The sequence below is a fragment of the Burkholderia sp. Ax-1719 genome (genome assembly GCF_011753055.1).
In the GTDB taxonomy this organism is placed as follows: Bacteria; Pseudomonadota; Gammaproteobacteria; order Burkholderiales; family Burkholderiaceae; genus Paraburkholderia.
This window is the reverse complement of the sequence record NZ_VWWJ01000017.1, coordinates 108,287-133,961: the sequence shown is the minus strand read 5'-3', so window position 1 is coordinate 133,961 and position 25,675 is coordinate 108,287. Positions and strand designations below refer to the sequence as shown.

23 protein-coding genes are annotated in these 25,675 nt (G+C 64.2%); 8 read left to right on the top strand and 15 right to left on the bottom strand.

Annotation, left to right across the window (positions count from 1 at the left end; all coding sequences use genetic code 11):
- Window positions 1-16 precede the first annotated feature (16 nt).
- From F3J17_RS24635 to F3J17_RS24605, 7 genes are all read right to left on the bottom strand, one after another.
- A complete protein-coding gene (locus F3J17_RS24635) occupies window positions 17-1,063 on the bottom strand; it encodes an L-threonylcarbamoyladenylate synthase (RefSeq protein ID WP_167065133.1) in 1,047 nt (348 codons plus the stop codon).
- A gap of 13 nt (window positions 1,064-1,076) precedes the next feature.
- Window positions 1,077-2,294: a 5-(carboxyamino)imidazole ribonucleotide synthase gene (locus tag F3J17_RS24630; protein WP_167065130.1), complete on the bottom strand. Its 1,218-nt coding sequence runs from the start codon at window positions 2,292-2,294 to the stop codon at window positions 1,077-1,079.
- A 114-nt stretch (window positions 2,295-2,408) separates the two neighbouring features.
- The gene (gene purE, locus F3J17_RS24625; protein WP_167065128.1) at window positions 2,409-2,927 is read right to left on the bottom strand and encodes a 5-(carboxyamino)imidazole ribonucleotide mutase; all 519 of its coding nucleotides are present in this window, start codon (window positions 2,925-2,927) and stop codon (window positions 2,409-2,411) included.
- Window positions 2,928-2,968: 41 nt separating this feature from the next.
- Complete coding sequence (locus tag F3J17_RS24620; protein ID WP_167065125.1) at window positions 2,969-3,859, bottom strand: phosphoribosylaminoimidazolesuccinocarboxamide synthase; 891 nt, start codon at window positions 3,857-3,859, stop codon at window positions 2,969-2,971.
- Window positions 3,860-4,081: 222 nt separating this feature from the next.
- Window positions 4,082-5,146, bottom strand: a complete 1,065-nt coding sequence (gene fba / locus F3J17_RS24615) for a class II fructose-bisphosphate aldolase (protein WP_167065122.1) — start codon at window positions 5,144-5,146, stop codon at window positions 4,082-4,084.
- Between the two features lie 375 nt (window positions 5,147-5,521).
- Window positions 5,522-6,958, bottom strand: coding sequence for a pyruvate kinase (pyk, locus tag F3J17_RS24610; protein ID WP_167065119.1), 1,437 nt, complete (start codon window positions 6,956-6,958; stop codon window positions 5,522-5,524).
- Window positions 6,959-7,405: 447 nt separating this feature from the next.
- Window positions 7,406-8,605, bottom strand: a complete 1,200-nt coding sequence (locus F3J17_RS24605; RefSeq protein WP_167065116.1) for a phosphoglycerate kinase — start codon at window positions 8,603-8,605, stop codon at window positions 7,406-7,408.
- A gap of 669 nt (window positions 8,606-9,274) precedes the next feature.
- Here F3J17_RS24605 and F3J17_RS24600 point away from each other — a divergent pair.
- The 6 genes from F3J17_RS24600 (at window position 9,275) to F3J17_RS24575 (ending at window position 14,256) form a co-directional block, all read left to right on the top strand.
- Entirely contained in the window at window positions 9,275-10,195 is a 921-nt protein-coding gene (locus tag F3J17_RS24600; RefSeq protein WP_167065113.1) for a branched-chain amino acid transaminase, read from the top strand.
- Window positions 10,196-10,249: 54 nt separating this feature from the next.
- The gene (locus F3J17_RS24595; protein WP_027817860.1) at window positions 10,250-10,444 is read left to right on the top strand and encodes a zinc-finger domain-containing protein; all 195 of its coding nucleotides are present in this window, start codon (window positions 10,250-10,252) and stop codon (window positions 10,442-10,444) included.
- Window positions 10,445-10,758: 314 nt separating this feature from the next.
- Window positions 10,759-11,784 carry a lipopolysaccharide heptosyltransferase II gene (gene waaF / locus F3J17_RS24590; RefSeq protein WP_167065110.1) on the top strand — a complete coding sequence of 342 codons (1,026 nt, stop codon included), beginning with the start codon at window positions 10,759-10,761 and terminating at the stop codon, window positions 11,782-11,784.
- Window positions 11,785-12,053: 269 nt separating this feature from the next.
- The gene (locus F3J17_RS24585; protein WP_167065107.1) at window positions 12,054-12,500 is read left to right on the top strand and encodes a nuclear transport factor 2 family protein; all 447 of its coding nucleotides are present in this window, start codon (window positions 12,054-12,056) and stop codon (window positions 12,498-12,500) included.
- 99 nt (window positions 12,501-12,599) lie between these two features.
- Window positions 12,600-13,661, top strand: coding sequence for a hydrolase (locus F3J17_RS24580; RefSeq protein WP_167065104.1), 1,062 nt, complete (start codon window positions 12,600-12,602; stop codon window positions 13,659-13,661).
- Window positions 13,654-14,256 carry a DUF2946 family protein gene (locus F3J17_RS24575; protein WP_167065101.1) on the top strand — a complete coding sequence of 201 codons (603 nt, stop codon included), beginning with the start codon at window positions 13,654-13,656 and terminating at the stop codon, window positions 14,254-14,256. The genes F3J17_RS24580 and F3J17_RS24575 overlap by 8 nt, the downstream gene beginning before the upstream one ends.
- Here the strand turns inward: F3J17_RS24575 and F3J17_RS24570 are convergent, their stop codons facing one another.
- A complete protein-coding gene (locus tag F3J17_RS24570) occupies window positions 14,257-16,089 on the bottom strand; it encodes a M48 family metalloprotease (RefSeq protein ID WP_167065098.1) in 1,833 nt (610 codons plus the stop codon).
- A gap of 177 nt (window positions 16,090-16,266) precedes the next feature.
- Between F3J17_RS24570 and moaC the strand changes: the two genes are divergently transcribed.
- Both moaC and F3J17_RS24560 read left to right on the top strand, forming a co-directional pair.
- Window positions 16,267-16,746 carry a cyclic pyranopterin monophosphate synthase MoaC gene (gene moaC / locus F3J17_RS24565; protein ID WP_167065095.1) on the top strand — a complete coding sequence of 160 codons (480 nt, stop codon included), beginning with the start codon at window positions 16,267-16,269 and terminating at the stop codon, window positions 16,744-16,746.
- Window positions 16,747-16,807: 61 nt separating this feature from the next.
- Window positions 16,808-17,746 carry a restriction endonuclease gene (locus tag F3J17_RS24560; protein WP_167065092.1) on the top strand — a complete coding sequence of 313 codons (939 nt, stop codon included), beginning with the start codon at window positions 16,808-16,810 and terminating at the stop codon, window positions 17,744-17,746.
- Between the two features lie 423 nt (window positions 17,747-18,169).
- Here the strand turns inward: F3J17_RS24560 and F3J17_RS24555 are convergent, their stop codons facing one another.
- The 7 genes from F3J17_RS24555 to recX form a co-directional block, all read right to left on the bottom strand.
- The gene (locus F3J17_RS24555) at window positions 18,170-19,987 is read right to left on the bottom strand and encodes a Wzy polymerase domain-containing protein (protein ID WP_167065089.1); all 1,818 of its coding nucleotides are present in this window, start codon (window positions 19,985-19,987) and stop codon (window positions 18,170-18,172) included.
- A gap of 171 nt (window positions 19,988-20,158) precedes the next feature.
- A complete protein-coding gene (locus F3J17_RS24550; RefSeq protein ID WP_167065250.1) occupies window positions 20,159-20,797 on the bottom strand; it encodes a pilin in 639 nt (212 codons plus the stop codon).
- A gap of 140 nt (window positions 20,798-20,937) precedes the next feature.
- A complete protein-coding gene (locus F3J17_RS24545; RefSeq protein ID WP_167065086.1) occupies window positions 20,938-21,648 on the bottom strand; it encodes a TerC family protein in 711 nt (236 codons plus the stop codon).
- 180 nt (window positions 21,649-21,828) lie between these two features.
- Window positions 21,829-22,710 carry a succinate--CoA ligase subunit alpha gene (gene sucD, locus F3J17_RS24540; protein ID WP_027817870.1) on the bottom strand — a complete coding sequence of 294 codons (882 nt, stop codon included), beginning with the start codon at window positions 22,708-22,710 and terminating at the stop codon, window positions 21,829-21,831.
- Window positions 22,711-22,803: 93 nt separating this feature from the next.
- Window positions 22,804-23,970, bottom strand: coding sequence for an ADP-forming succinate--CoA ligase subunit beta (sucC, locus tag F3J17_RS24535; protein ID WP_167065083.1), 1,167 nt, complete (start codon window positions 23,968-23,970; stop codon window positions 22,804-22,806).
- 51 nt (window positions 23,971-24,021) lie between these two features.
- Window positions 24,022-24,714, bottom strand: coding sequence for a DUF2889 domain-containing protein (locus F3J17_RS24530; protein ID WP_167065080.1), 693 nt, complete (start codon window positions 24,712-24,714; stop codon window positions 24,022-24,024).
- 126 nt (window positions 24,715-24,840) lie between these two features.
- A complete protein-coding gene (gene recX / locus F3J17_RS24525) occupies window positions 24,841-25,659 on the bottom strand; it encodes a recombination regulator RecX (RefSeq protein ID WP_167065077.1) in 819 nt (272 codons plus the stop codon).
- Window positions 25,660-25,675 lie beyond the last annotated feature (16 nt).

Genomic DNA, 25,675 nt, shown 5'->3' with positions numbered 1-25,675 from the left:
CTAAGCGTCGAGCGGTTTAGTCCTGCTGCTGCTCGAACGCCGCCGCCGCACGACCAAGCCGGTCGTTCACGGCGATCCACTCGATGGTTTCCGGCAGCTTCTCGATGAGAATGCGCGACACGTTCGCGCGATCGAGCGCGCGCAGCAGGCTGTAAAGCTCGCGTGCGTAGATCTGCGGCTCTTCGGGCGCGGCGACGAAATGCACGTTCGGCGCACTCGCCCACGCCTGCGCACGCGACACGCGCGCCACCAGCGCGACGGTCTCGCCCGCATCGCGCGCGGCGGTGAGCATCGGCTCCAGCGCGTCGAACGGCAGCAGCGCCAGCGGCGTGCGCGGCGCGTAGTGCGCCTTAAGCGTGCCCGAAGCGCGCGGCGCGGTGGCGTCCGAGCCGTCCGGCAGACGCGGCGCTTCGCCCAGCACGCGTGCGATGTCCTGCGGACTCACGTGGCCGGGGCGCAGCAGCGCCGGGAAGCCGCGCGAGAGATCGAGAATCGTCGATTCGATGCCGACGTCGCATGCACCGCCATCGAGCACATGAACCTGCGCGCCGAACTCGTCGCGCACGTGCTGCGCGGTGGTCGGGCTCACATGACCGAAGCGGTTGGCGGAAGGCGCAGCCACGCCGCCATGTCCGCCACGACGCTGCGAGAACGCCGCCAGCAGACGCTGCGCAACCGGATGCGACGGGCAGCGCAGGCCCACCGAATCCTGACCGCCGCTCACCGCAGCGTCAATGCGCGCATGGCGCTTGACGATCAGCGTGAGCGGGCCGGGCCAGAAGGCATCGACGAGTTTCTGCGCCGCCTCCGGCCACTCGGCGGCCCAGTACGTGGGGTCGCCGCCCGGCGGCAGATGCACGATCACCGGATGGTTGGCGGGCCGGCCCTTGGCCGCGTAGATGCGCGCGACGGCGTCGGGCGAAGCCGCGTCGCCGCCCAGGCCGTAGACGGTTTCGGTCGGAAACGCGACCAGTTCGCCTGCGTCGAGGAGCGCGGCGGCCTGGTCGATTTCAGCGTCGGTCAGATGTGACGCGGGCTGCGACGCGTTCTGCTGGTCAGACATGGTGCGGTCCAACTCAGCTCGTGACGATGTGCAGCAGGCGCGCGCATTCGCGTGCGGCCGTGCGCGCTTCGTCGAGCGTCGGTGCGGTGAAGTTCACGTGGCCCATCTTGCGGCCCTCGCGTGCCTCTTCCTTGCCGTACAGATGCAGGCGTGCAGCCGGCATCGCCGCAACCTGATCCCACGGCGGCGTGACAGGCGCGGCGCCCTTCTGCGCCTTCGCTTCACCGGCGCCCGACGGGAACCACACATCGCCGAGGATGTTGAGCATCACGGCCGGCGAATGCTGGCGCGGATCGCCCAGCGGCATGCCGGTCATCGCGCGTACCTGCTGTTCGAACTGGCTGGTGGCGCACGCATCGGTCGTGTAGTGACCCGAGTTGTGCGGACGCGGCGCCATTTCGTTGGCGACCATCGTCCCGTCTTCGAGGATGAAGAACTCCACGCACAGCACGCCCACGTAGCCCAGCTTCGCGGCGATCTGCAGCGCGGACTGCTGGGCCTGCTGGACGAGCGCTTCGCTGGCATCGGGCGCGGGCACGATGGTGTGCGAGAGCACGCCATTGCGGTGCGTGTTCTGCGCGAGCGGATAGACCACCGCCGCACCGTTCGCGCCGCGTGCGATCAGCGCGCTCACTTCGAACTTGAGCGGCAGGCGCTTTTCCAGCACGCACGGCACACCGCCCAGCGACGCATGCGCTTCGCGCACTTCTTCAGCGTTGGTGACGCGGATCTGGCCTTTGCCGTCGTAGCCCATGCGCGCGGTCTTGAGAATGCCCGGCAGGACATCCGCGAGCGTCTTATCGTCGATGGCGGCCAGCGCCTGCGACGATTCGATCACCACGTGCGGCGCAACCGGCACGCCCGACGACGCGATAAAGCGCTTTTCGGCGATGCGGTCCTGCGCGATGGCCACGCAGCGGCCGGCGGGACTCACGAAGGTCGATCTGGCGAGCGCGTCGAGGCTCGCGGCAGGCACGTTCTCGAATTCGGTCGAGATGGCTGCGCACAGACGCGCGAGTTCGGTCAGGCCGGCCTCGTCGTCGTAGGCGGCGCAGATGTGGCGGTCGGCCACGGCGCCCGCGGGGCTGGTCGCGTCGGGATCGAGCACGGCGACGCGGTAGCCCATCGCCTGGGCGGCAAAACAGAACATGCGGCCGAGCTGGCCGCCACCCACCATGCCCAGCCAGGCGCCGGGCAGGATCGGTGAAACCGGAGAATTGTCAGGAGTCATCTTCGTGGTCGGTCACGGCTGGCCGCGGCGCGTGGGGGTGCGTCGCACGGACCAGACCGGGGTTTAACGTCGGCGGGACGCGCACAGTGCGAGCGCCCGCGCCGACGGGGGCGCTTACAGCGCCGGCAACACCATCGCGTGCGCCGCTTCGTTCTGGCGCACGCGGAAAGCCGCGAGCTTGTTCGCGTATTCGGGATCCGTACCGCTCAGCATCGAAACAGCGAAGAGCGCTGCATTGGCCGCGCCCGCCTCGCCAATGGCGAAGGTCGCGACCGGCACGCCCTTGGGCATCTGCACGATCGAGTGGAGCGAATCCACACCCTTGAGGTACTTGCTGACCGCCGGCACGCCGAGCACCGGCACCGTGGTCTTGGCCGCCAGCATGCCCGGCAGGTGCGCCGCGCCGCCCGCGCCCGCGATGATCGCGCGCAGGCCGCGCTCGCGCGCCTTCTCTGCGTACTCGAACATCTCGTCGGGCATGCGGTGCGCCGAAACCACCTTGGCCTCGTACGCAACGCCGAACTCCTGCAGGATCGCGACTGCATGCTTCATCACATCCCAGTCGGAGCTGGAACCCATCAACACGCCCACCAGGGGCGCAGCGTGCTGGTGAGCCGTCTGAACTTCGCTCATTGTGCTTCCTTCTTCCCTCTAAATGCTTGACGCGTGCCCGCTTAGGCGAGCTTTTGACCCGTGAGGCGCTCGAGCGCTTCCTGATACTTCGCCGAGGTCTTTTCGATCACTTCATCCGGCAGCTTCGGCGCCGGCGGCTCTTTCGCCCAGTCCTGGGTTTCGAGCCAGTCGCGCACGAACTGCTTGTCGAACGACGGCGGGTTCGAGCCCACCTGGTACTGGTCAGCCGGCCAGAAACGCGACGAGTCGGCCGTCAGCGCCTCGTCCATCAGGAACAGCTGGCCATGGTTGTCCAGACCGAATTCGAACTTGGTGTCGGCGATGATGATGCCGCGCGTGGCGGCGTAATCGGCGGCTTCCTTGTACAGCTTGATCGAGATGTCCTTGATCGTGCGCGAGAGTTCGGTGCCGATGCGGCGCTCCATCTCTTCGTACGTGATGTTCTCGTCGTGGTGGCCCATTTCGGCCTTGGCGGCCGGCGTGAAGATCGGCTCGGGCAGCTTTTGGGCGTTCTGAAGGCCTTCGGGCAGTTCGACGCCGCACACCGCGCCGGTGGCCTGATAGTCCTTCCAGCCGCTGCCGGCCAGATAGCCGCGCACCACGGCTTCGACGAGGATCGGCTCAAGGCGCTTCACCACCACGGCGCGGCCCTTGACCTGTTCGACTTCGTCGGCGGATACGACGGTTTCCGGCGCGACGCCCGTGAGGTGGTTCGGCACGACGTGCTTGAGCTTTTCGAACCAGAAGTCAGCCATCTGGTTGAGCACCTCGCCCTTGCGCGGAATCGGCTCGCCCATGATCACGTCGAAAGCCGACAGGCGGTCGGTCGTGACGATCAGCAGCTGGTCGGTGCCCACGGCATAGTTGTCGCGGACCTTGCCGCGACCGAGAAGCGGCAGCGAGCGGAGCGTGGATTCGTAGAGGGTAGACATCGTCGTGATTCGCTAAAAGAACAATCGAAACGGAAGCGGGACCGGCGCGGACGGCCGGAATCCGGAAAGTACTGCGAAGGTAAACCGCGAGGGTAAACCAAAAACCGCTAAAAAGCTCATCGCCGTTCCCCCGAAACTGGCGGAAACGGCGACGTTTTCATCCTGCTGCGGGCTTGGCGCCTGAACCGCACCCGCCCGCAGATGAAGTCAGTTCAGCCGGACTTAGCGCACGATCTGCGCGAGTTCGCCCGACTTGTACTTCTCGGCGATCTTGTCGAGCGAGATCGGCTTGATCTTGCCAGCCTGACCTTCGCAGCCGAACGCGAGGAAGCGGTCCACGCAGACCTTCTTCGCGGCTTCGCGAGCCGGCTTCAGGTAGTCGCGCGGGTCGAACTTCGACGGGTTTTCGTACATATAGCGACGGATCGCGCCCGTGATGGCCAGACGCAGGTCGGTGTCGATATTGATCTTGCGCACGCCGTGACGAATGCCTTCCTGGATCTCCTCCACCGGCACGCCGTACGTTTCCTTCATATCGCCGCCGAATTCGCGGATTTCAGCCAGCAGTTCCTGCGGCACCGACGACGAACCGTGCATGACCAGGTGCGTATTCGGGATGCGTGCGTGGATTTCCTTGATGCGCTGGATCGACAGGATGTCGCCCGTGGGCTTCTTGGAGAACTTGTACGCGCCATGCGAGGTGCCGATGGCGATGGCCAGCGCGTCGCATTGCGTGAGCTTGACGAAGTCGGCGGCTTGTTCCGGATCGGTCAGGAGTTGCTCGCGCGTCATGGTGCCTTCCGCGCCATGACCGTCTTCCTTGTCGCCCATCAGGGTTTCCAGCGAACCGAGCACGCCCAGTTCCGCTTCGACCGTGACGCCGATCGAGTGCGCCATTTCCACGACCTTGCGCGATACATCGACGTTGTATTCGTACGATGCCACCGTCTTGCCGTCGGCTTCGAGCGAGCCGTCCATCATCACGCTGGTGAAGCCGCTGCGGATCGCGGCCATGCAGACTGCCGGCGATTGACCGTGATCCTGGTGCATCACGACCGGAATATGCGGATACGACTCGACCGCCGCTTCGATCAGGTGGCGCAGGAACGGCTCGCCCGCGTACTTACGCGCGCCGGCCGATGCCTGCATGATCACGGGCGAACCGACCTGGCTGGCCGCTTCCATGATCGCCTGAACCTGTTCGAGGTTGTTCACGTTGAACGCGGGCAGACCGTAGCTGTTTTCGGCCGCGTGGTCGAGCAATTGACGCATTGAAACGAGAGGCATTGTTGCTACTCCTTTGATTTGAAACGAATTGCTTCGTGCCGCCGGCCGTCTTGCGCAGCCGGTCGAGGGCGGCCTGGCGGCCGCCTCCCGCGTGCTCGTCGCGGGCTCAATAGCGTGATTTTATCGCGAAGCGACTGCAATTCCCGCGCCGAAACGCGCAACTGGCATGAAATTGGCGTATCGAAACGTCAATTCCGCGAGAAGATGCAAAAAGGATTGACAGCCCACGCGGTGCCTTACCTGTGCGCAAGCCGGAATTGCGGGGATTTACGGCGATTTCACTGCGATCTTGCAGACATTGAGCGCCGATCTGATACCAATGTGATACCAGTCGGCGCTAATGGTGTTAACTCGCTACGATGGCGTCAAGCCGCGTTACAGAACGTCGCCAACGCGCACGATCTTCAGCGTGTTGGTGCCGCCCGGCTGGCCCATCGGCTCGCCGACCGTCAGCACGACCATGTCGCCGCGCGACGCATAGCCCTTGCTCACCACCACTTCGATCGCCTGCTGCAGCGCCGTGTCGCGGTCGCTGCTGGTGTCCAGATGCAGCGGCGTGACATTGCGGTACAGCGACATCGCGCGCTCGCTGCCTTCGCGCGGCGTGAGCGCGAAGATCGGCACGTGGGTCCAGTGACGCGACATCCACAGCGCGGTCGAGCCCGATTCCGTCAGTGCGACAATCGCCTTCGCGCCCAGGTGATAGGCCGTGAACAGCGCGCCCATGGCGATCGACTGGTCGATGCGCGTGAAAGTGCGGTCGAGGAAATCCTTGTCCAGCTCGGATTGTTCCGACTTTTCCGCTTCCAGGCAGATCGCGGCCATCGCTTCGATGGTTTGAACCGGATACTTGCCCGCCGCCGATTCCGCCGAAAGCATCACCGCGTCCGTGCCGTCGAGCACCGCATTGGCGACGTCCGAGACTTCGGCGCGCGTCGGCACCGGCGCGTGGATCATCGACTCCATCATCTGCGTGGCCGTGATGACGAGCTTGTTCGACTCGCGCGCCATGCGGATCATGCGCTTTTGCAGCGCCGGCACCGCCGCGTTGCCCACTTCCACGGCCAGATCGCCACGCGCGACCATGATGCCGTCCGACGAATCGAGGATTTCCTGGAGTGCCGGAATCGCTTCGGCGCGCTCGATTTTGGCGATCATCTTCGGCTTGATGCCGAACGGAGCACCCGCGATGTTGGCGAGCTGGCGCGCCATTTCCATGTCGGTGGCGTTCTTGGGGAACGACACGGCCACGAAGTCCACGCCGATCGACATCGCGGTGCGGATGTCTTCCATGTCCTTCGCGGTCAGCGCCGGCGCCGTGAGGCCGCCGCCCTGACGGTTGATGCCCTTGTTATTGGACAGTTCGCCGCCGACCTTCACGGTCGTGTGAATTTCGCTGCCGATCACGCGCGAGACGTCGAGCACGATCAGGCCGTCGTTGAGCAACAGCACGTCGCCCGGCTTCAGGTCGCGCGGCAGGTCCTTGTAGTCGAGACCGACGCGCTCGTCATTGCCGAGTTCGCATTCGGCGTCGAGGATGAAGGGCTGGCCCACTTCGAGCAGCGTCTTGCCGTTCTCGAATTTGCCGACGCGGATCTTCGGGCCTTGCAGATCGGCCATGATCGCGACTTCACGGCCGGCCTGACGGGCGCACGCCCGCACGTTCTCGGCACGCTGACGGTGATCGTCGGCGGTGCCGTGCGAGAAGTTGAGGCGCACCACGTCCAACCCTGCGTGGATCATTTTCAGCAGGACGTCCGGCGTGCTGGAAGCCGGACCGATGGTGGCAACAATCTTGGTGGCGCGATGCATGAGTCTCCTCGTCTGGATAGGATCGCTGGGAAAACCGTTACTGCGAGAAGTGCTGGCCGGCGGCGCTGCGGGTGCAGTGCTGCCGTGACGCGCACCGGTGATACCCGGCGTCGCTTTCTTTGAGGGCGCTTCCTTGGCCGATACGATGGGTTCGGCCGCGGTGGCGTTACTGGTATGCGTTTGCGCCTGCGAAGCATCGGCTTGCGGCGGCACCGTTGTCGCGAGCGATTCAGCGGTCGCTGCGCCAGACGGGTTCAATTCGTTTTCAGGCACCGCGTCGAGAACGGCAACGTCGGTCGCGTCCGCCCGTGCCTTTTCTGTCGCGGCTTGCAGGGGCGCGAGCCCCTGCTGTGCGGCGGGTTGCGCAGCCCCGGCTGCGGCGCGCTTTTGCGCGCTCGCACGAGGAAACTTGTTCGTGGCCTTCCCGGCCGGGGCGCGCGGCGCCACTTAGGAAGCCGCCCGGGTTTCGAGCACTTCCACTGCCGGCAGCTTCTTGCCTTCCAGGAATTCCAGGAACGCACCGCCACCAGTCGAGATGTAGCTGACCTTGTCCGCGATGTTGTACTTCGCGATGGCCGCGAGCGTGTCGCCGCCGCCGGCGATCGAGAACGCGCCCGAATTCGCGATGGCGTCCGCCAGCGTCTTCGTGCCGTTGCCGAACTGGTCGAATTCGAACACGCCAACCGGGCCGTTCCACACGATCGTGCCGGCCTGCGCGAGCTGCGCGGCCAGTGCATTGGCCGTGACCGGGCCGATGTCGAGGATCATGTCGTCGTCGGCAACGTCAGCGACGTTCTTGGTTTCGGCCTTGGCCGTCGGCGCGAATTCCTTGGCCGTGACCACGTCCGTCGGGATCGGCACCGAAGCGCCGCGAGCGCGCGCGGCGTCGATGATCGCCTTGGCGTCGTCGATCAGATCGACTTCAGCCAGCGACTTGCCGATCTTCAGGCCCGCGGCCAGCATGAACGTGTTGGCGATGCCGCCGCCGACGATCAACTGATCGACCTTTTCGGCCAGCGACTTGAGGATGGTGAGCTTGGTCGAGACCTTCGAACCGGCGACGATCGCCACCAGCGGACGCTTCGGTGCGCCCAGCGCCTTGCCGAGCGCGTCCAGTTCGGCCGCCAGCAGCGGACCGGCACAGGCGATCGGCGCGTACTTCGCGATGCCGTGCGTGGTGGCTTCGGCGCGGTGCGCGGTGCCGAAAGCGTCATTCACGTAGACATCGCACAGCTTGGCCATCTTCTGCGCGAGTTCGTCGGAATTCTTCTTTTCGCCCTTGTTGACGCGGCAGTTTTCGAGCAGCACGACGTTGCCCGGCTCCACGTTCACGCCGTTTTCGACCCAGTTGGCGACCAGCGGCACGTCGCGGCCGAGCAGTTCGGCCAGACGCTTCGCAACCGGCGCGAGCGAGTCTTCGGGTTTGAATTCACCTTCGGTCGGGCGGCCCAGGTGGGACGTGACCATGACAGCCGCGCCCGCATCCAGCGCGGCCTTGATGGCCGGCACGGAAGCGCGCACGCGGGTGTCTTCGGTGATGTTGCCGTGGTCGTCCTGCGGCACGTTCAGGTCGGCGCGGATGAACACCCGCTTGCCCTTGAGCTTGCCTTCGGAGATCAGATCGGAAAGACGCAGAACCTTGTTCATGGACATGTCATCTTGATGGTGGGAAGGCGGTGACAAGACGATGCAGGTCCGCGGGCCGCGAGGACGCGTGTGCGTGTCCTCAGGCAGCCAGGGCGGCGAAATGCGCGACGGGCGCGGCGCGGGATCCACGCGGCTGCCGTCTCCAGGCGCCAGCGCGGGTCGCTTGCTCGGCGCTCGGCACGAGCCGGCATCGAATTGCGAGATCGGTATTTTAGCCGATAGCCAGGATGATCTGAGGCGTGCTTCGGCGAATGTCCCGTATTTGGGAGAACGCTGAGTGCGAAGCTTACGATTGTGCAACGCAGCATGACATTCAACGCGCGGCGTGCCGAAGCCTGCCGATGAAATCGCTGGGCAACGCGCTCTAATTCGGCGCGAAGCGCCCTGGCAGCCCGCCTGAAACCGCCCAAACGCCCGCCGCGCGCGCCCGCGAGCGCGCTAACGGTGCATAAATGACGTTAGAATGGTTCTCTTTGCCAAACTATTTGCCAAACGCTCGCGCAGCGTGCCTGAACATCGGCGCGACATGCAGGACGAATCGCTGTTCGTTGCGATTTTTCGTCCGTGATGCGCAGCGCATAGCGTGCCGTTTTTCAGCGTTTTTGCTCCGTTTTTGCTCGCTGAAGCACCGTTAATCACCGTTTTCACTGCACTCGCCTGGAGAATCGTATGTCAATGGCCGACCGCGACGGCAAGATCTGGATGGACGGCAAGCTGGTGGACTGGCGCGACGCCAACATCCACGTGCTGACCCACACGCTGCATTACGGCATGGGCGTCTTCGAAGGCGTACGCGCCTACAAGACCACCAACGGGACCGCCATCTTCCGCCTCGCGGAGCATACGAAACGTCTGCTCAATTCGGCCAAGATCTTCCAGATGGACGTGCCGTTCGACGCGAAAACGCTGGCTGACGCGCAGCTTGAAGTGGTGCGCGAGAACAAGCTGGAGTCGTGCTATATCCGCCCGATCATCTGGGTCGGCTCGGAAAAGCTCGGTGTTTCGGCCAAGGGCAACACCATTCACGTGGCGATCGCCGCGTGGCCGTGGGGCGCCTATCTGGGCGAAGACGGCCTGGCCAAGGGCATCCGCGTGAAGACCTCGTCGTTCACGCGCCATCATGTGAATGTTTCGATGGTGCGCGCCAAGGCCTCCGGCTGGTATGTGAACTCGATCCTCGCCAACCAGGAAGCGACCGCCGACGGCTACGACGAAGCGCTGCTGCTCGACGTCGACGGCTACGTCTCGGAAGGCTCAGGCGAGAACTTCTTCCTCGTCAACAACGGCAAGCTCTACACGCCGGATCTCGCGTCCTGCCTCGACGGCATCACGCGCGACACCGTCATCACGCTCGCGCGCGACATGAACATCCCCGTGATCGAGAAGCGCATCACGCGCGACGAGGTCTACACCTGCGACGAAGCGTTCTTCACCGGCACCGCCGCCGAAGTCACGCCGATCCGCGAACTGGACAACCGCACCATCGGTTCCGGTTCGCGCGGCCCGATCACGGAGAAGCTGCAATCGGCCTTCTTCGACGTCGTGTCCGGCAAAAACGAGAAATACGCGCACTGGCTCGCCAAGGTCTGACGACCCGGCGTCCCACGAAATTTGCGCCCCACTGCTACACAGAGAATTATCCCCATGAGCGAAATCAAGGAAATGCCGCTGGTCGAACTGAAGGCCAAGGATCTGCCGGCGTATTGCCCCAACCCGTCGATGCCGCGCTGGAGCAACCATCCGCGCGTCTTTATCGACGTGACGCATGGCGAAGCCAAGTGCCCGTACTGCAGCACGCGCTACAAGCTGAAGGAAGGCGAGGTCGTACACGGCCACTGATGGCCGGCGCGAAGCGGTGGGCGTGTCCCTGCGTTATTGACGAAGTGGACGCGCCTGACCGCTTTGCGGCATCTGCGCGCTTTTCAAACCTGGCGCTTTAAAAACCTGGCATTCCCGACATTACCGCGTGCCTTTAACGGCCCTTTAACGCCCTTTAACGCGGTCATTGCGCGGCACGCCACGTGCTTTGCACAGATCCCGACGCGCTTTGGCGCGTCTTTTCCTAACCGCGTTTCGCGCGCGACGTCGCTGGCCCTTTAGCTTGGGGCCGCCCGCGCCCGAAACCTATGCCTTTTTCCGGACTTTGAATCCCGATGCGCCGCGCGCTGGTAATTGCACCGAACTGGATCGGTGACGCACTGATGGCGCAGCCGCTTCTTTCGCGGCTCGTAAAACTGCATCCGCGTATCGAAATCGACGCGATTGCGCCTACCTGGGTTGCGCCCGTCCTCGAGCGCATGCCCGAGATACGCGACGTCTACGCCACCGACCTCGCCCACGGCAAGCTGCAACTGCTGCGCCGCTGGCAACTGGCGAGCGATCTGCGCGCCGAACACTACGACGCGGCCTATGTGCTGCCGAATTCGCTCAAATCCGCGCTGATTCCGTGGCTCGCGAACATTCCGCTGCGGATCGGCTATACGGGCGAGAGCCGCTACGGCCTGCTCAACGTGCGCCACGCCAATCCGCCCAAGGACGAGCGTCCGCCGATGGTCAAGCACTACGCCGCGCTCGCCTGGGCGCCCGGCGCCAAGGTGCCCGACGATCTGCCGCTGCCGCGCCTCGAATCGGACCCGAACGAAGCCTCGCGGGTGTCCGCGCGCTTCAACCTGGACACGCGCGTGCCGCTGCTGGTGTTCTGCCCCGGCGCGGAGTACGGCCCGGCCAAGCGCTGGCCGCCCGAGCATTTCGCGGCGCTTGCGCGCATGGTCGGCCAGTCGTTCCCGTACACGCAGATCATCGCGCTGGGCTCGCCCAAGGACGCACCGCTCGCCCAGGCAATCGCCGACCAGGCGCCCAATGTCCGCAATCTGTGCGGCCAGACCGCGCTCGGCGAGGCCTGTGCGCTGATCTCGCGCGCAAGCGCCGTGGTCACCAACGATTCGGGCCTGATGCACGTGGCGGCCGCGCTGCGCCGCCCGCTGGTGGCGCTTTACGGATCGACGGATCCGCGCCACACGCCGCCCTTGTCGGAGCTTGCAAAGGTACAATGGCTGCATCTCGATTGCAGCCCCTGCTTTGCGCGCGAGTGTCCGCTCGGGCATCAGAAGTGCCTGCGCGATCTCAGCGCAGAACAGGTCTTCGACGATTTGCGCGGCATGCTGGTCGCCCAGCGCTGAATTACGTCTGCCCGCTACCTCCACGTTGCGCACGAGCCACGGTTTGACGTGTCCGGCAACGTGGATGTGCGGCACGCCACCGACGCCGCACCCGGCTCGCGCGCCCAATCAGGGAAAGCGCGGGGGAAAGTGAGAGGGACAGCGCGGGGGAATACGCGGGAAAGCCCGCCGGGCAAGACGTAGGGAGCGCGCAGGACGCAAGCCAGTCGCGGCATAGCAAACCGAAGCCAACGCCAACCCGCGCGCGAAGCGCATCAGATCAACGAGCCATGCCACGTTTTGCCCACATCTTCGAAGCCGCCGCGGACACTCTCAACGCGTACTACCAGGCCGTCGCGGAGGTCAACGTCGACGCATTGATGGGCCTGTGGATCGACGAGGAGTTCGTTAGCTGCATCACCGCCGAAGGCCCGCACCTGCACGGCCTGGCCGAGATCCGCGCGGGTCTGGCCTCGCAGCTGGAAGCGGCGCCGGTGTCGATCGAACCACTCGACATCCGCGTGTACGACAGCCTTGGCACCGTGGTCTATGCGATCGTCGAAGCGCACCGCCCGGTCGATCCGAACGCGATCCCGGCGATGGTCTTCACGACCTACGTGATGGTCCACGAACGCGGCGAATGGCGCATCGCGCACATTCACGCGAGCAGGATGCCCGACGATGCAGCCAGCCAGTTCTCGGCCAAGCTGCGCCACGGCCAGGGCGCCCTGCATTGAGGTAAAACGCGTGGGCCGCTCGAATGCGGCCCGGCGTGCAGGTGAATCGAGCCGCATAGCAGGAACAAGAAGTCACGCAGTTGCAAGAAGGGGACGGCCATGAGCACGACAGGCGACGAAGCATCCAGATTCGACGCGGCAGGACATGTCACACACGATGCCGCCGCGCCCTTCCCCACGCTGTCCGACACCACCTACCGCGCGCCGTTCTGGCTGCCCGGCGCACACATCCAGACGATCGTCCCCTCGCTGTTTTCGCGTCTGCCGATGCCGGTCTACCGGCGTGAGCGCTGGGACACGCCCGACGGCGATTTCATCGAACTCGACTGGGTCGACGCGAGCGCCTCGAACGCCGCCAACGCGCCCCTCTTCGTGCTGTTCCACGGCCTCGAAGGGAGTTCGGGCTCGCACTACGCACGGGCGCTGGCCGCCGCCGCGACCGCACGCGGCTGGCACGCCGTGATCCCGCACTTTCGCAGCTGCAGCGGGCCGATGAACCTGCTGCCGCGCTTCTACCATCTCGCTGACGCCGCCGAAGTCGACTGGGTGCTGCGCCGTCTCGCCGCGCAGCATGGCGGCCCGCTCATCGCGGCCGGCGTGTCGCTGGGGGGCAATGTGCTGCTGCACTGGCTCGCGCAGCAGCGCGAGGACGCGCGCATCGTCAGCGCCGCCGCGGCGATTTCCGCGCCGCTCGACGTGCATGCGGGCGGCAAGATGCTCGCGAGCGGCTTCGGCATGATCTATACGCGCAGCTTCCTCAAGACGCTCAAGGTCAAGGCGCTGCAAAAGCTCGACCAGTTTCCCGGTCTGTTCGACGCCAACGCCGTGCTGGCCACGCGCAACATGTACGAATTCGACGATGTGGTGACCGCGCCGCTGCACGGTTTCCAGAGCGCACACGACTACTACACCCAGGCGACAGTGCGACCGAAGCTCGGCGAGATTGCCGTGCCGACGCTGCTGCTCAACGCCCGCAACGACCCGTTCCTGCCCAGCGAAGTGCTGCCCGCGCGTCACGAAGTGAGCGCCGCCGTCGAGCTGGACCAGCCTGAAGACGGCGGCCACGTCGGCTTTATGACGGGGCCGTTCCCGGGCCGCAGCATGTGGCTCGCGCAGCGCGTGACCGACTATCTTTCGCCTCACCTACCTTCTCATGGATGACATCGTCAAGCAGGCGCTCGCGCGCTGGCCCAACGTTCCCCATTGCAGCGGCTGGCTGCGTCTCGATGCGCGCGGCCACTGGCGTCTGCGCGACGAAGCCGATCAGGCGCAAAGCGCGCCCGGCACGCCGGTGCGTCACGAAGCGCTGAACGCCTTCATCAGCCGCAATTACGAGCGCGGCGCGGATGGGCAGTGGTATTTCCAGAACGGGCCGCAGCGCGTCTATGTCGAGCTGGAATACACGCCGTGGGTCGTGCGGCTCGCCAAAACGCAGGACGGCGCGCTCAAGCTCACCGATCAAACCGGCAACGCGTTCGAACCCGCCGCTGTTTATCTCGATGAGCAAGGCAGCGTGCTGTTCGCGGCGGCTTCGTCGAATCAAACGCAAAGCGATGTGGCGCTGCTGCACGACCACGATCTCGACGCGTTTTCGGAACACGCCACGCTCGACGACGAGGGCGAGAGCGGCACGTTCCACTGGCGCGCCAACGCCGATCTGCCGCTTCAAGCCATCGCGCGCGCCGACGTGCCTGCACGCTTTGACTTCGTTCAGAGTCCCGAGAAGAAAGCAAAAGCAGAAAAGACCCAGGCCTGATCAACCGCGGTCTTTCTCGTCCGCGCGCTCCTGCTGGTAGCGCGCTTCGAACTCGTGCAGACGCGCGTCAATCGTCGATAGATCGTAAAAGCCCACCGATTTCATATCGCGCGCCTCCTTCAACTGCCGGATCGCCGATGGCCACGCGCCGTCGATCGCGAACTTCTCCGCCAGCGCGCGGCGCTGCGTGAGCTGATCGCCCAGACCCGCGCTCGACTGCGCGAGATACTGCCACCACGCGCCCTGCTGCGGCTCGGATTCGGTCTCGCGGCGCGCCAGCGTCTGCGCTTCCTTGAATCGGCGTGCGACGAGCAAGGCCTGCAACAGGCTGTCGGTGGCTGCGTGCGAAGCGGGCCACGCCGCATGCGCGGCCTGCGCCAGACGCACGGCGTCGTCGCTGCGTCCGGCGCTGCGGGCGATATCGGCGGCGAGCACGTCGAGGCTCGGCGAACTGCGCTGCTTGCTGCCGTCCCCCGCTTCGAACTGCGCGAAGGCCGCGCGCGCCGTCACCAGCGACGCCTGCGCCTCGTCGTAACGTTCGAGCTGCAACTGGGCGAAGGCGATGCCGTACCAGTTCGCGGCCACATTGAGCGCGATACGGTCGTCGATTTCCGCGCGCAGCCGCGCGATCTCATCGATATATTCGCCGCGCGTGCGGTCTTGCAAAACACGCACTCGCGCCCGCACGAAGCCGTATTCCGCCGCCTGGCGCGGCTGCCGGTAAGGCGCGCGGCGGGCGCGATCCTGCATGTCGGCGATGCGCTCGCCGGTGAGCGGGTGCGTGCGCGCATAGGCCGGCGCGCCGGCGTCGCCCATCGACGCGCGTTCGAGCCGCTCGAAGAACGCCACCATGCCCCAGGGATCGTAGCCCGCGCCCGCGAGCAGCTGGAAACCCACACGATCCGCCTCGTGCTCGGCGGCGCGCGAAAAACGCAGTTGGGTATCGACGACATACGCCTGACTGCCCATCGCGATCGCGCTGCCCAGATCGCCGCTGCGCGCCAGCACGCCCGCGAGAATGCCGAACAGGATGCCCGCCAGCGCCGTGTAACCGGTGCGCTCGCTTTGCGCGAGCATGCGCGCGATATGCCGTTGCAGCACATGGCCCATCTCGTGACCGAGCACGGAAGCCAGCTCCGATTCGGTCTGCGTCGTCACGATCAGCCCAGTATTCACGCCGATAAACCCGCCCGGCAGCGAGAACGCGTTGATCTGGCCATCGCGCATCGCGAAGAGATCGAAGTCAGGCCGATAACCGCCGATGAACTGCGCCGCCGCCGACGCCGACAGCCGTGCGGCCACCGCATTGAGATAGTCGAGCACGAGCCAGTCGCCGATGTAGTCGGGATCGCGGCGGATTTCGCGCATCACGCGCTCGCCGATGCGCCGTTCGGCCTGTGGCGTGAGCGCGCCGCCCGAGCCGTCGCCCAGGTCGGGCAGTTGCGGCACCCAGGCAGGCGTGCGCGCGCCAGGACTGCCGTGCGCCGCGCCCGCTCCGGTCTCGCTGGTCCACGACTGGGCGAAGCGGCTTTGCGCGCCGCCGTAGGTGCCGAACACGCCCTGCGCGATCGAAGCGGGGATCACGGGTTCGGCGGCATCGTCGAGCGCACCGCTGACGAGCGCGGGCGCGCTGGAATTGAGCGAGGCGGAACGCGAGCCGGTCGCGGATGCAGGCACGACAGGCCGGGCCGCGCCCAGCGTGAGCTTGCTGGACGCGGACTGAGTTGCATGCGCGAGCGTCCCCGCCCCGCCGCCCGACGCCTGCGCCCAGGCTTGCGGCGGAACGGCAAGCGCGACGCACAGCCAGGCAGCCAGCAGCCGTTTCGGAGGCATCGAAGTCGGATCGGGAAAGCGAACGTAAGATAAAGACGACGAACGGGCCGATTGTAGTAGCTGGACTTCGATCGCGCCCCGCGCTTGCACCTGGCTTGCGCCCTGCTTGCACCGTGCGATGCGCCCGCTCGCCGCGCTGTTAAGATAAGCGCCCCCATGAAGCAGCGGAGAATCCCCATGCCCGAACTCACACATTTCGACGCCGCAGGCGACGCGCACATGGTCGACGTCGGCGACAAGGCCGAGACCAAACGCATCGCCGTGGCGAGCGGCACGATCCGCATGCTGCCCGAGACCTTCGCGCTGATCCGCGACGGCAATGCGAAAAAAGGCGACGTGATCGGCGTCGCGCGCATCGCCGCGATCCAGGGCGCCAAGCGCACCTCGGATCTGATTCCGCTGTGCCATCCGCTCGCCATCACGCGCGTGAAAGTGGATTTCGTGCTCGACGAGGCGCTGCCGGGCGTGCATTGCTCGGCGCAGGTGGAAACGCTGGGCCGCACGGGTGTGGAGATGGAAGCGCTGACCGCCGTGCAGGTCGGCCTGCTGACGGTCTACGACATGTGCAAGGCAGTCGACCGCGGCATGACCATCACCGATGTGCGCGTGCTGGAGAAGCACGGCGGGAAGTCGGGAGATTGGGTGGCGCAAGCGTGAGTCACTGCGATTGACATCCATAAGTACATGCAACGTGAACCCGAAACAACTGAATAGAGCCATGTCGATACCGGACTACCAATCCCTGATGCTTCCGTTCTTAAGAGCGATCGCAAATGGTCAAGAGCATCGATTCAGAGAAGTTGTGGAATTGCTTGCGAATGAGCATCAACTATCTGACGAAAAGCGGAATACGCTTCTTCCTAGCGGCACTGCACCGGTATTCGATAATCGAGTGGGCTGGGCGCGAACGTACTTGAAGCAAGCAGGTATAGTTGAGTCCCAACGACGTGGCTACGTCAATATCACTGAGCGCGGAAAAACACTTCTCGCGCAAAATCCCTGCCGAATCGATAACAAATCTCTCGATGTATACCCAGAATTCATTGCGTTTCGACAGAGAAGATCTAGTGAAACACGATCGGCGGTCATGCCGATGCAGCAATCTGGCGATCACGCTCCGGAGAATGACGAGTCTACGCCTGAAGAAGCCTTCGCACTGGCGTATCAGCGATTAAGGGCCAATCTAGAAGTCGAGCTGCTCGATCAGGTCAAATCTTCAACACCTGCTTTTTTTGAGCGATTGGTGGTCGATCTGCTCGTGGCTATGGGTTACGGTGGCTCCCGGCAAGACGCAGGAAGTGTCTTGGGGCGTAGCGGCGACGGCGGCATCGACGGGACGATCAAAGAAGACAAATTGGGCCTTGATGTCATCCACATCCAAGCCAAGAAGTGGGAAGGTGCAGTCGGTCGACCAGAAATTCAAAAATTCGCCGGGGCATTGCAGGGTCAACGGGCGAACAAAGGCGTTTTCATAACCACATCGACTTTTACGCGGGAAGCGAAGGATTACGCCGGCTTTATCGCCTCAAAGATCATCCTCGTCGACGGCGATCAATTGGTAAAGCTTATGGTGGATCACAACGTTGGGGTTTCGACGGTAACCAGTTTCCATGTGAAAAAGGTCGACTCTGACTACTTTGAAGGCGACGCGTCGTGAACAACTGTTGGTACATCCACGACAAATCCGATTTATCGCACGACTTCGTAGTCCCAGTTAAAGTTACTGTAAAGGTATTGTCCAAGGCCCTCGCGATCTGTCAATTTCGCTAGAAGTCTGAATTTGGTTCCAACGGGATAGTCTCGTCGCAATCTTTTTGAACACTCTACGTGCAACGTTGTGGGGTATTTTCCTCCCGCTACCGGGCGCACATGTATCTTGCCGTGTCTCCCGGAAGTGGAACTGGGAATATAGGTCTCAACGACGATATATTCATACGCACTGTCTAACGCCATGCTCCCAATCTCCTAATCACGTATCAAGTTGACCGATACTAAACGCAAATATCAAGTACTTGCGATCTCATAATATTGATCTTTGATACGTGAGCAGGTCTAAACAGCTTCCTAGAAGATTCGACTTTCAATCATCCGAATCGTCATCATCATCGTCGCTGGCCGAGGCCGGCGGATTGCCGTACTGCTTCACCAGCTCGGCCTTGAACCCCGCGAGCGTCGGCTCGTTGTCGAGCAGGCCGTAAAGCGCCGCCAGTTGCGTCGGCCAGTCGTGCAGTTCCTGCGCGAAGATCTTCAGACGCGCCACCGTATCGGCCGCGCCATCGGTATTCCCCGCCAGCGCCTGCAACACCGCATAGCGACGCAGCACCGTTTCGCCCGGCAGCAGCGCGATTGCGCGCTCGTGCGCCGCCAGCTTGGTCGTGAGGCTTGCGGCGTTCATCGGCATGAGCGTGGCCATGCCGTAGTCGCCCCATGCGCGGAAGAGGAACGACGGCGCTTCGGCGTATTGCTGCGCCGGGTGCGAGCCGTAGTACAGGACTTCGGAGCGGTTGTAGTCGCGCAGCACCGGCCACAGCGACGCGATGCCGCCGAACACGATCAGCGTATAAGCCGCGAACGCCGCGCGCGACGGCACGAAACGCAGCGGCTTCGTTTCCAGCAGGCCGAACACGAACATCGCCGGCAGCAGGAAGAACATGTACTGCTGCGGATACTCGACGAGCGCGTGCATCACCAGCGCGCCAATCAGCGCGAAGCCGAAAATGCGCTCGGCCGTGTGGCGCGCACGCAGCTGGCGCACGAACCACGCAAGCAGGCCGATCAGCACGATGCCGCAGCCCACCACGCCGGTCTTGGCGAGCAGGTCCAGGAAGATGTCGTGCGAATTGTTGGCGATCTCGACGCCGCCCAGCGTGCGCGCGAGTTCGAACTGGTGGATCGGGAAATCGCCCCAGCCCACGCCCAGCAGCGGATGTTCCTTGAACATCGTCCAGCCGTAGCGCCACAGCGCGATACGCGGCGCGATCTGCCCGGCGTCCTTGAAGCGGTCCGCGGCCGACTGGTCGAGCTGCAACTGGTAATGCACGTTGGCCCAGCGCACGAAGGCGTTCACCGCCACGAAGATCGCGAACAGCACCAACGGCACCAGCCAGTCGCGCAGGCCGGCCTTCACCGCGAGGCCACTGTCGCCGCTTTCCGCCTCGCCGCGCACGCCGCGCGCCGCCGACAGCGCCATCCACAGGCCCGCCACCGTAATCACCGCCATCTGCAGCCACGGGCCGCGCGACACCGTCAGCGCCAGACCGCCCGAATAGACCGCCGACAGTACGACCCACAACAGCAGGTTCAGACGGCGCGTCTGCACCAGATAGAGCGCGGCTGCCGTTGCGAAGGCGATGTAGGTGGCCAGGTGATTGGCCTGCGCCATATTGCCGAACGGACGGCGGTCGAATTGCACGTTATAGGCCACCACGAGCGGCGTCACCTTCACTTCGAGGTGCAGCAACTGGATGACCTGGCAGAACACCGCGAACAACCCGCCGATCACCAGCGCCCAGGCGCCCCACACCATCGCCGTGCGCACGAGTTGGGCGCGCGCGATGCCGTAGCCCGCATGCACGGCCATGAAGGCCGCCAGCAGATACCCCGCGCCGAGCCAGTTCATCGAAGGCTGCGCAACCGGCAGCGCAATCGTCTGCACGACGAGCAGCAGCCCGAAAGCAAGCGGGACGAGCGCGACTACGGGCGAAGCAAACTCCACCACCGGGCGCGCGGAGCGCACCAGCAGCCAGACGCCCGCCCCCACCATCAGGTAGAGCGCGAGCGCCGTGAATTCGGCATAGAACGTCGGGATCGGATACGTGTGGTTGACGACCGCATACGGCAGGATCAGCGCAAGGGCCAGCAGGACGAACGTAAGGTAACGCGCAAATGGAGAAGGCATGGGAATGGGGGGCGTCGGCAACGGCGCACTATACAAAACTTTTCCCTCCCTGTGCGGCAGCGTGGGGACTAAATCAGGTCTAAAACCGGACTAAATCCGCGCGCACACCCCATGCCTTCACTTGGCGCTCAACCTTGGCGCCTGCCTTAGGCGCAATCCGTCAGCTCACGCTTACGCGCGGCATTCGGGCGGCGCGAGATTGGACGGCAGCGTCGCCGCCTCGGCCGGAGACGGTCCCGAGCCTGGCGCGCCCAGCGACGAAGCGGTCTTGCCGCCCGCGAAACACTCCCAGGTGAGCGTGCCGCCTTGCACCGAGCCCTGCGCGAGCGCGACGCGTGCGGTAGGCGCTTCCGCGTTATCGGGCACCGACGGCACGAGCACCAGCGTATTGCTGCCCTCCGGCGCGATGCGTGTGGTGAAAGCCACGGTGATCTGCCCGGTCGCGTCGTCGATCTGCACCGAGGAAACATTGCGGGTGCCCGGCGGCGCGGTGTAGCCCGCGCCGAAGGCATTGCCGCTCGCGGCGTTTTCCGCGACGGAGAGCCGTGCCGCCGATGCCAGCGACAAGCCCTCGCCCACCCGGCTGCGCGCCAGATAGTCCTGATACGCGGGAATGGCATAAGCGGCGATCACGCCGACGATCGCCAGCACGATCATCAGTTCAATGAGGGTGAATCCGGGTGAGGCCCAGCGCAGTATCGCGCGGCAAGAGCGCACGATCGACGCGGCGCGACTGGACAACGAGCGAACGGCGCGCGGGCTTGCGTCGTTTTGTGAAGCTGGGCTTGAAACAGTGAGGGATACGGTCATCATCTGGGCTCCTGAAACGAAAAACGCCTGCCCACCGGAGGGTGAACAGGCGTTTCGATCGTATCGGCGGCCCGGTTTGCGGGGCAGTCGGCCAGATGGCTTAGGCGTGGCGCTGTCAGAACGGCTCTGTCAACACGCCGTCAATGCGAACCCTGCGCGCGCGCCGCATGGCGACGCTTGAGCAGATGCCCGACCACCACCACGAAGAGCGCGCCCGCCACACACATGCCGTACTCGGCAATTGGCGTGTCGAGCAGCGGCCAGCGATCGCCCGCGGGATCGTTGACGATCAGCCCACCCGCGATCCAGCCGAGCAGCGCCGCGCCCAGCGTCACGATCACCGGATAACGGTCGAGCAGCCGCAGCACGAGCTGGCTGCCCCACACGATCAGCGGAATGCTCACCATCAGCCCGAAGATCACCAGCGCGATGCGGTGCTGCGGGTCGGCGGCTTCGGCCGCGCCCGCGATAGCCACAACGTTATCGAGGCTCATCACCGCGTCCGCGACGATGATCGTCTTGATCGCGCCCAGCAGTTTGTCGGAAGGCTTCACGTCGGCGTGTTCGGCATGCGCGGGCGCGAGCAGCCGAACGCCGATCCACAGCAGCAGCAGGCCACCCGCGAACTTGAGCAGCGGCACATTGAGCAGCACCACGGCAAAGGCGATCAGCACGACGCGCAGCACGATCGCGCCCACCGTGCCCCAAAGAATGCCGCGCAGACGCTGCTGCGCGGGCAGGTCGCGGCAGGCGAGCGCGATCACCACGGCGTTATCGCCGCCAAGCAGGATATCGATGACGATGATCTGGATGACTGCGCCCCAATGGAGCGTCGTGAAGAACTCGAGCATGAAGTCGGGAAGTTGAGCTGCGCGCATCCGTTAAAAAGCGCGCCAAATAAAAAAGCGAGGCAGCCATGACTGGCTCCCTCGCTTTTGTTCGGAAACCTCGTGAAAGGATTCCGCAAGCATATCAAAAAACGCTGGGCGCTCACGCATCCATGATGCGACGAGCGACCGACGGTCTTGAAATTACAGCACCGACTTCAGCAGACGGCCCATTTCCGACGGGTTGCGCGTGACCTTGATGCCGCACGCGTCCATGATTTCCAGCTTCGCTTCGGCCGTATCCGCACCGCCCGAGATCAGCGCGCCAGCGTGGCCCATGCGCTTGCCCGGAGGCGCCGTGACGCCAGCGATGAAGCCGACCACCGGCTTCTTCATGTTGCCCTTGATCCACTCGGCTGCCGTGGCTTCGTCCGGACCGCCGATTTCGCCGATCATGATGACGGCGTCCGTATCCGGATCGTCGTTGAACATCTTCATGACGTCGATGTGCTTCAGACCGTTGATCGGGTCGCCGCCGATACCGACTGCCGACGACTGGCCAAGGCCCAGCGCCGTCAGCTGCGCAACCGCTTCATACGTCAGCGTGCCCGAACGCGACACGACGCCGATGCGGCCCTTGCGGTGGATGTGACCCGGCATGATGCCGATCTTCAGCTCGTCCGGCGTGATCGTGCCGGGGCAGTTCGGGCCGAGGAGCAGCGTCTTGCGGCCTTCGCGGCGCATACGATCCTTGACTTCGATCATGTCGCGGACGGGAATGCCTTCCGTGATACAGATCGCCAGATCGAGGTCGGCCTCGACGGCTTCCCAGATCGCAGCAGCAGCGCCTGCCGGCGGCACGTAAATGACCGAAACGGTCGCGCCGGTGGCGTCCTTGGCTTCACGCACGTTGGCGTAAATGGGGATGCCTTCGAAGTCTTCGCCGGCCTTCTTCGGGTTCACGCCCGCGACAAACGCTTCGCGGCCGTTGGCGTATTCACGGCAGGCACGGGTGTGGAACTGACCGGTCTTGCCGGTAATGCCCTGCGTGATGACCTTGGTGTCTTTGTTAATCAGAATCGACATGTATTGACCTCTGTTCGCTTGACGACATACGTCGCGTCCCCCGCTTGCATGCGGAATTCGCGCCGATACGTCGTCATTCGTATCCGCTGAAAATTACTTGCCTTCGGCAGCCGCGACAACCTTCTGCGCAGCCTCTTCCATGCTGTCCGCCGAGATGATCGGCAGGCCCGAATCGGCCAGCATCTTCTTGCCGAGGTCCTCGTTCGTGCCCTTCATGCGCACGACGAGCGGCACCTTCAGGTCAACGGCCTTCGAAGCCGCGATCACGCCTTCCGCGATCACGTCGCAGCGCATGATGCCGCCGAAGATGTTGACGAGGATCGCCTTCAGCTCCGGATTCTTCAGCATCAGCTTGAACGCTTCCGTGACCTTCTCGGTCGTGGCGCCGCCGCCAACGTCCAGGAAGTTCGCCGGTTCGCCGCCGAACAGCTTGATGGTGTCCATCGTCGCCATCGCCAGGCCTGCACCGTTCACCAGACAGCCGATGTTGCCGTCGAGCGAGATGTACGCGAGGTCGAACTTCGAGGCTTCGATTTCAGCCGGATCTTCTTCGTCCAGATCGCGGTAAGCGACGATTTCCGGATGACGGAACAGCGCGTTCGCGTCGAAGTTGAACTTCGCGTCGAGGGCGATGACCTTGCCGTCGCCGGTGACGTTCAGCGGGTTGATTTCGGCCAGCGATGCGTCGGTTTCCCAGAAAGCCTTGTACAGACCTTGCAGGATCGTGCGCGCTTGCGGAATCGAAGCGGCCGGCACGCCGATTTTCGCGGCGAGGTCGTCAGCCTGCGAATCGAGCAGACCGGTGTTCGGATCGACGACGATGTGGTGGATCAGTTCCGGATGCTTTTCGGCGACTTCTTCGATGTCCATGCCGCCTTCGCTCGAACCCATCAGCACGATCTTCTGGGTCACGCGGTCAACGACCAGGCTGACATACAGTTCCTGCTTGATGTCGGCGCCTTCTTCGATCAGCAGACGGTTCACCTTCTGGCCTTCCGGACCGGTCTGGTGCGTGACGAGCTGCATGCCGAGGATCTGGTTCGCGTATTCGCGGACCTGTTCCAGCGTCTTCGCCACTTTCACGCCGCCGCCCTTGCCGCGGCCGCCCGCGTGAATCTGGGCCTTGACGACCCACACCGGACCGCCCAGCTCTTCAGCGGCCTTGACCGCGTCATCCACCGAAAACACCGGCTTGCCGCGCGGTACCGCGACGCCGAATTTCCGCAGGATTTCCTTACCCTGGTACTCGTGAATCTTCATGCGTGATTCCCTTCAGTCTGAGAGTTGGAGTGAACTTCGTTTCCGCTGTTGTTATTCATGCGCGACGGCGTCGGCCTTGCCATCCTGGCACGGTCCAGTGTCTTCGCGCACGCTGGCAGGCTGCTGGCCGCGCTCTTGCGAATGCGGCGCCTGGGCATACCAGCGCGGATAAAACTGCTTGACCGCTTCTCCGTCGAACCGCAGCGCGTGGCAGCGGCCGAGCTGGAAAGGCGGTGTGTCACCGGCGGCTTCGTCGCCGGCGGTCTTGCCGAGATCCGGTCCGGACGCGTCGCCCGGATTGCCATTCGATGACTCCCACACGGCTCCCACGAACGCCTGGATGGCGACCGTCGGCAACACGCCCAACATTTCTGTGAGATGCGTGCAGCCCTGCGTGCCGGCGAGGAGCCGGCCCGCTTCGCGGCGGAAATTCCGTAGGAGATTGAGGCCGATAAGGGCCCGATAGGCGGGATTGGCGTTCTGGCACTGACCGTCGTAAGGCACCCAGTCGGACGACGCTTCGGCGTCGACGACGTTGAGCTTTCGATCGATCGTGATACGAAGCCAGAGTTCATGGATCGGCAAACCATTGGGGCGGATACCGGAGGCCAGCGGCACATCGCGCGGCTTGTGATCCGTCAGGCATGCGTCGATGTCCCACAGGCCGTCTTCACGCTCATAGGCGACCGCCCGGATAGCGCGCTGATGACGCAACTGGCGAGGCGCAGGCGGAGAGAGCGGCATGCTAGGTCAGACCGGTTTGGAAAACTTCTCGATTTTAGCATACCGGTTATTTGAGACAGCCACGATTCCGCACCCCCTGTAGAGGCTTGTTTCCAGACGTTTTTTGATCCACGAGGATCAAAATTCCTAAAAATCACCCTCAAAACTGTCTTCGATGCCTTTGAGGATCTTGCCGATGATCGACATCGAAAAACCACGCGCGGCGAGAAATCGGGCCTGACGCGCGCGCTCGGCGGGGGTCTCCGGCAACGTGCCGTACTTCTTTTGCCAGACTGCGCGGGCGCGCGTGAGTTCCGTCTCGCGCAGTTGCGAATTCAGCTCTTCGATCAACGCTTCGCCTACGGCATGGCGCTTGAGTTCGCTGACGATGCGCCCCGCGCCCAGCCGCGAAGCGCGGCGATACACGACGCTTTCCGCGAAACGCGCGTCCGAGAGCCAGCCGTCGCGCTCAAGCGCGTCGAGCAGCGCTTCGAGTTGATCGGCGTCTTCGGTATAGGTCATCAGCTTGCGCGAGAGTTCCGCACGGCTGTATTCGCGACGTGAGAGATAACCGAGCGCGCGGCCCTTGAGCGAGCGTTCGGGGCGCTGTCGGCTGGTGGACGCGCTGGCCGCCTTGCGCGCGGCGCGGGTGGCGGACGAGCGCTCGTAGCGGTCGGCTTCGGGTGGCGCGTCTTCGCTAGCGTCTTTGCCGCCTTGCGCGGCAGTACGGGCGAGATCGTGCGCGTCGAACGATTCGTCATCGTCGAAATCGTGGTGATGCATGTTTCGGGCCGCAGAATGCAAAAAGCCGCGAGCGCCTGTAGCGGCGTCGCGGCTTGGGGTACTGTGTTCAGACGATGAAATCTGTGATGCAGGCGATGATGCAAACGACCGCTCCTCCTCGCCCGTAGACGAGGATGGAGCCGCTTGCGGCGGCACCGGAGCGGAACCGCGTTTATGCATCATGGCATCGTGAGGCCGG

What these genes read in the sequence shown, in the direction of transcription:
- moaC (WP_167065095.1), top strand. Translation starts at nt 16,267, where the DNA reads ATGCCCGAACTCACACATTTCGACGCCGCAGGCGACGCGCACATGGTC.
- F3J17_RS24630 (WP_167065130.1), bottom strand. Translation starts at nt 2,294, where the DNA reads ATGACTCCTGACAATTCTCCGGTTTCACCGATCCTGCCCGGCGCCTGG.
- F3J17_RS24550 (WP_167065250.1), bottom strand. Translation starts at nt 20,797, where the DNA reads ATGACCGTATCCCTCACTGTTTCAAGCCCAGCTTCACAAAACGACGCA.
- F3J17_RS24600 (WP_167065113.1), top strand. Translation starts at nt 9,275, where the DNA reads ATGTCAATGGCCGACCGCGACGGCAAGATCTGGATGGACGGCAAGCTG.
- F3J17_RS24605 (WP_167065116.1), bottom strand. Translation starts at nt 8,605, where the DNA reads ATGAACAAGGTTCTGCGTCTTTCCGATCTGATCTCCGAAGGCAAGCTC.
- recX (WP_167065077.1), bottom strand. Translation starts at nt 25,659, where the DNA reads ATGATGCATAAACGCGGTTCCGCTCCGGTGCCGCCGCAAGCGGCTCCA.
- F3J17_RS24530 (WP_167065080.1), bottom strand. Translation starts at nt 24,714, where the DNA reads ATGCCGCTCTCTCCGCCTGCGCCTCGCCAGTTGCGTCATCAGCGCGCT.
- F3J17_RS24585 (WP_167065107.1), top strand. Translation starts at nt 12,054, where the DNA reads ATGCCACGTTTTGCCCACATCTTCGAAGCCGCCGCGGACACTCTCAAC.
- F3J17_RS24560 (WP_167065092.1), top strand. Translation starts at nt 16,808, where the DNA reads ATGTCGATACCGGACTACCAATCCCTGATGCTTCCGTTCTTAAGAGCG.
- F3J17_RS24555 (WP_167065089.1), bottom strand. Translation starts at nt 19,987, where the DNA reads ATGCCTTCTCCATTTGCGCGTTACCTTACGTTCGTCCTGCTGGCCCTT.
- pyk (WP_167065119.1), bottom strand. Translation starts at nt 6,958, where the DNA reads ATGCATCGCGCCACCAAGATTGTTGCCACCATCGGTCCGGCTTCCAGC.
- F3J17_RS24575 (WP_167065101.1), top strand. Translation starts at nt 13,654, where the DNA reads ATGGATGACATCGTCAAGCAGGCGCTCGCGCGCTGGCCCAACGTTCCC.
- F3J17_RS24595 (WP_027817860.1), top strand. Translation starts at nt 10,250, where the DNA reads ATGAGCGAAATCAAGGAAATGCCGCTGGTCGAACTGAAGGCCAAGGAT.
- sucD (WP_027817870.1), bottom strand. Translation starts at nt 22,710, where the DNA reads ATGTCGATTCTGATTAACAAAGACACCAAGGTCATCACGCAGGGCATT.
- F3J17_RS24570 (WP_167065098.1), bottom strand. Translation starts at nt 16,089, where the DNA reads ATGCCTCCGAAACGGCTGCTGGCTGCCTGGCTGTGCGTCGCGCTTGCC.
- F3J17_RS24620 (WP_167065125.1), bottom strand. Translation starts at nt 3,859, where the DNA reads ATGTCTACCCTCTACGAATCCACGCTCCGCTCGCTGCCGCTTCTCGGT.
- waaF (WP_167065110.1), top strand. Translation starts at nt 10,759, where the DNA reads ATGCGCCGCGCGCTGGTAATTGCACCGAACTGGATCGGTGACGCACTG.
- sucC (WP_167065083.1), bottom strand. Translation starts at nt 23,970, where the DNA reads ATGAAGATTCACGAGTACCAGGGTAAGGAAATCCTGCGGAAATTCGGC.
- F3J17_RS24580 (WP_167065104.1), top strand. Translation starts at nt 12,600, where the DNA reads ATGAGCACGACAGGCGACGAAGCATCCAGATTCGACGCGGCAGGACAT.
- purE (WP_167065128.1), bottom strand. Translation starts at nt 2,927, where the DNA reads ATGAGCGAAGTTCAGACGGCTCACCAGCACGCTGCGCCCCTGGTGGGC.
- F3J17_RS24635 (WP_167065133.1), bottom strand. Translation starts at nt 1,063, where the DNA reads ATGTCTGACCAGCAGAACGCGTCGCAGCCCGCGTCACATCTGACCGAC.
- fba (WP_167065122.1), bottom strand. Translation starts at nt 5,146, where the DNA reads ATGCCTCTCGTTTCAATGCGTCAATTGCTCGACCACGCGGCCGAAAAC.
- F3J17_RS24545 (WP_167065086.1), bottom strand. Translation starts at nt 21,648, where the DNA reads ATGCTCGAGTTCTTCACGACGCTCCATTGGGGCGCAGTCATCCAGATC.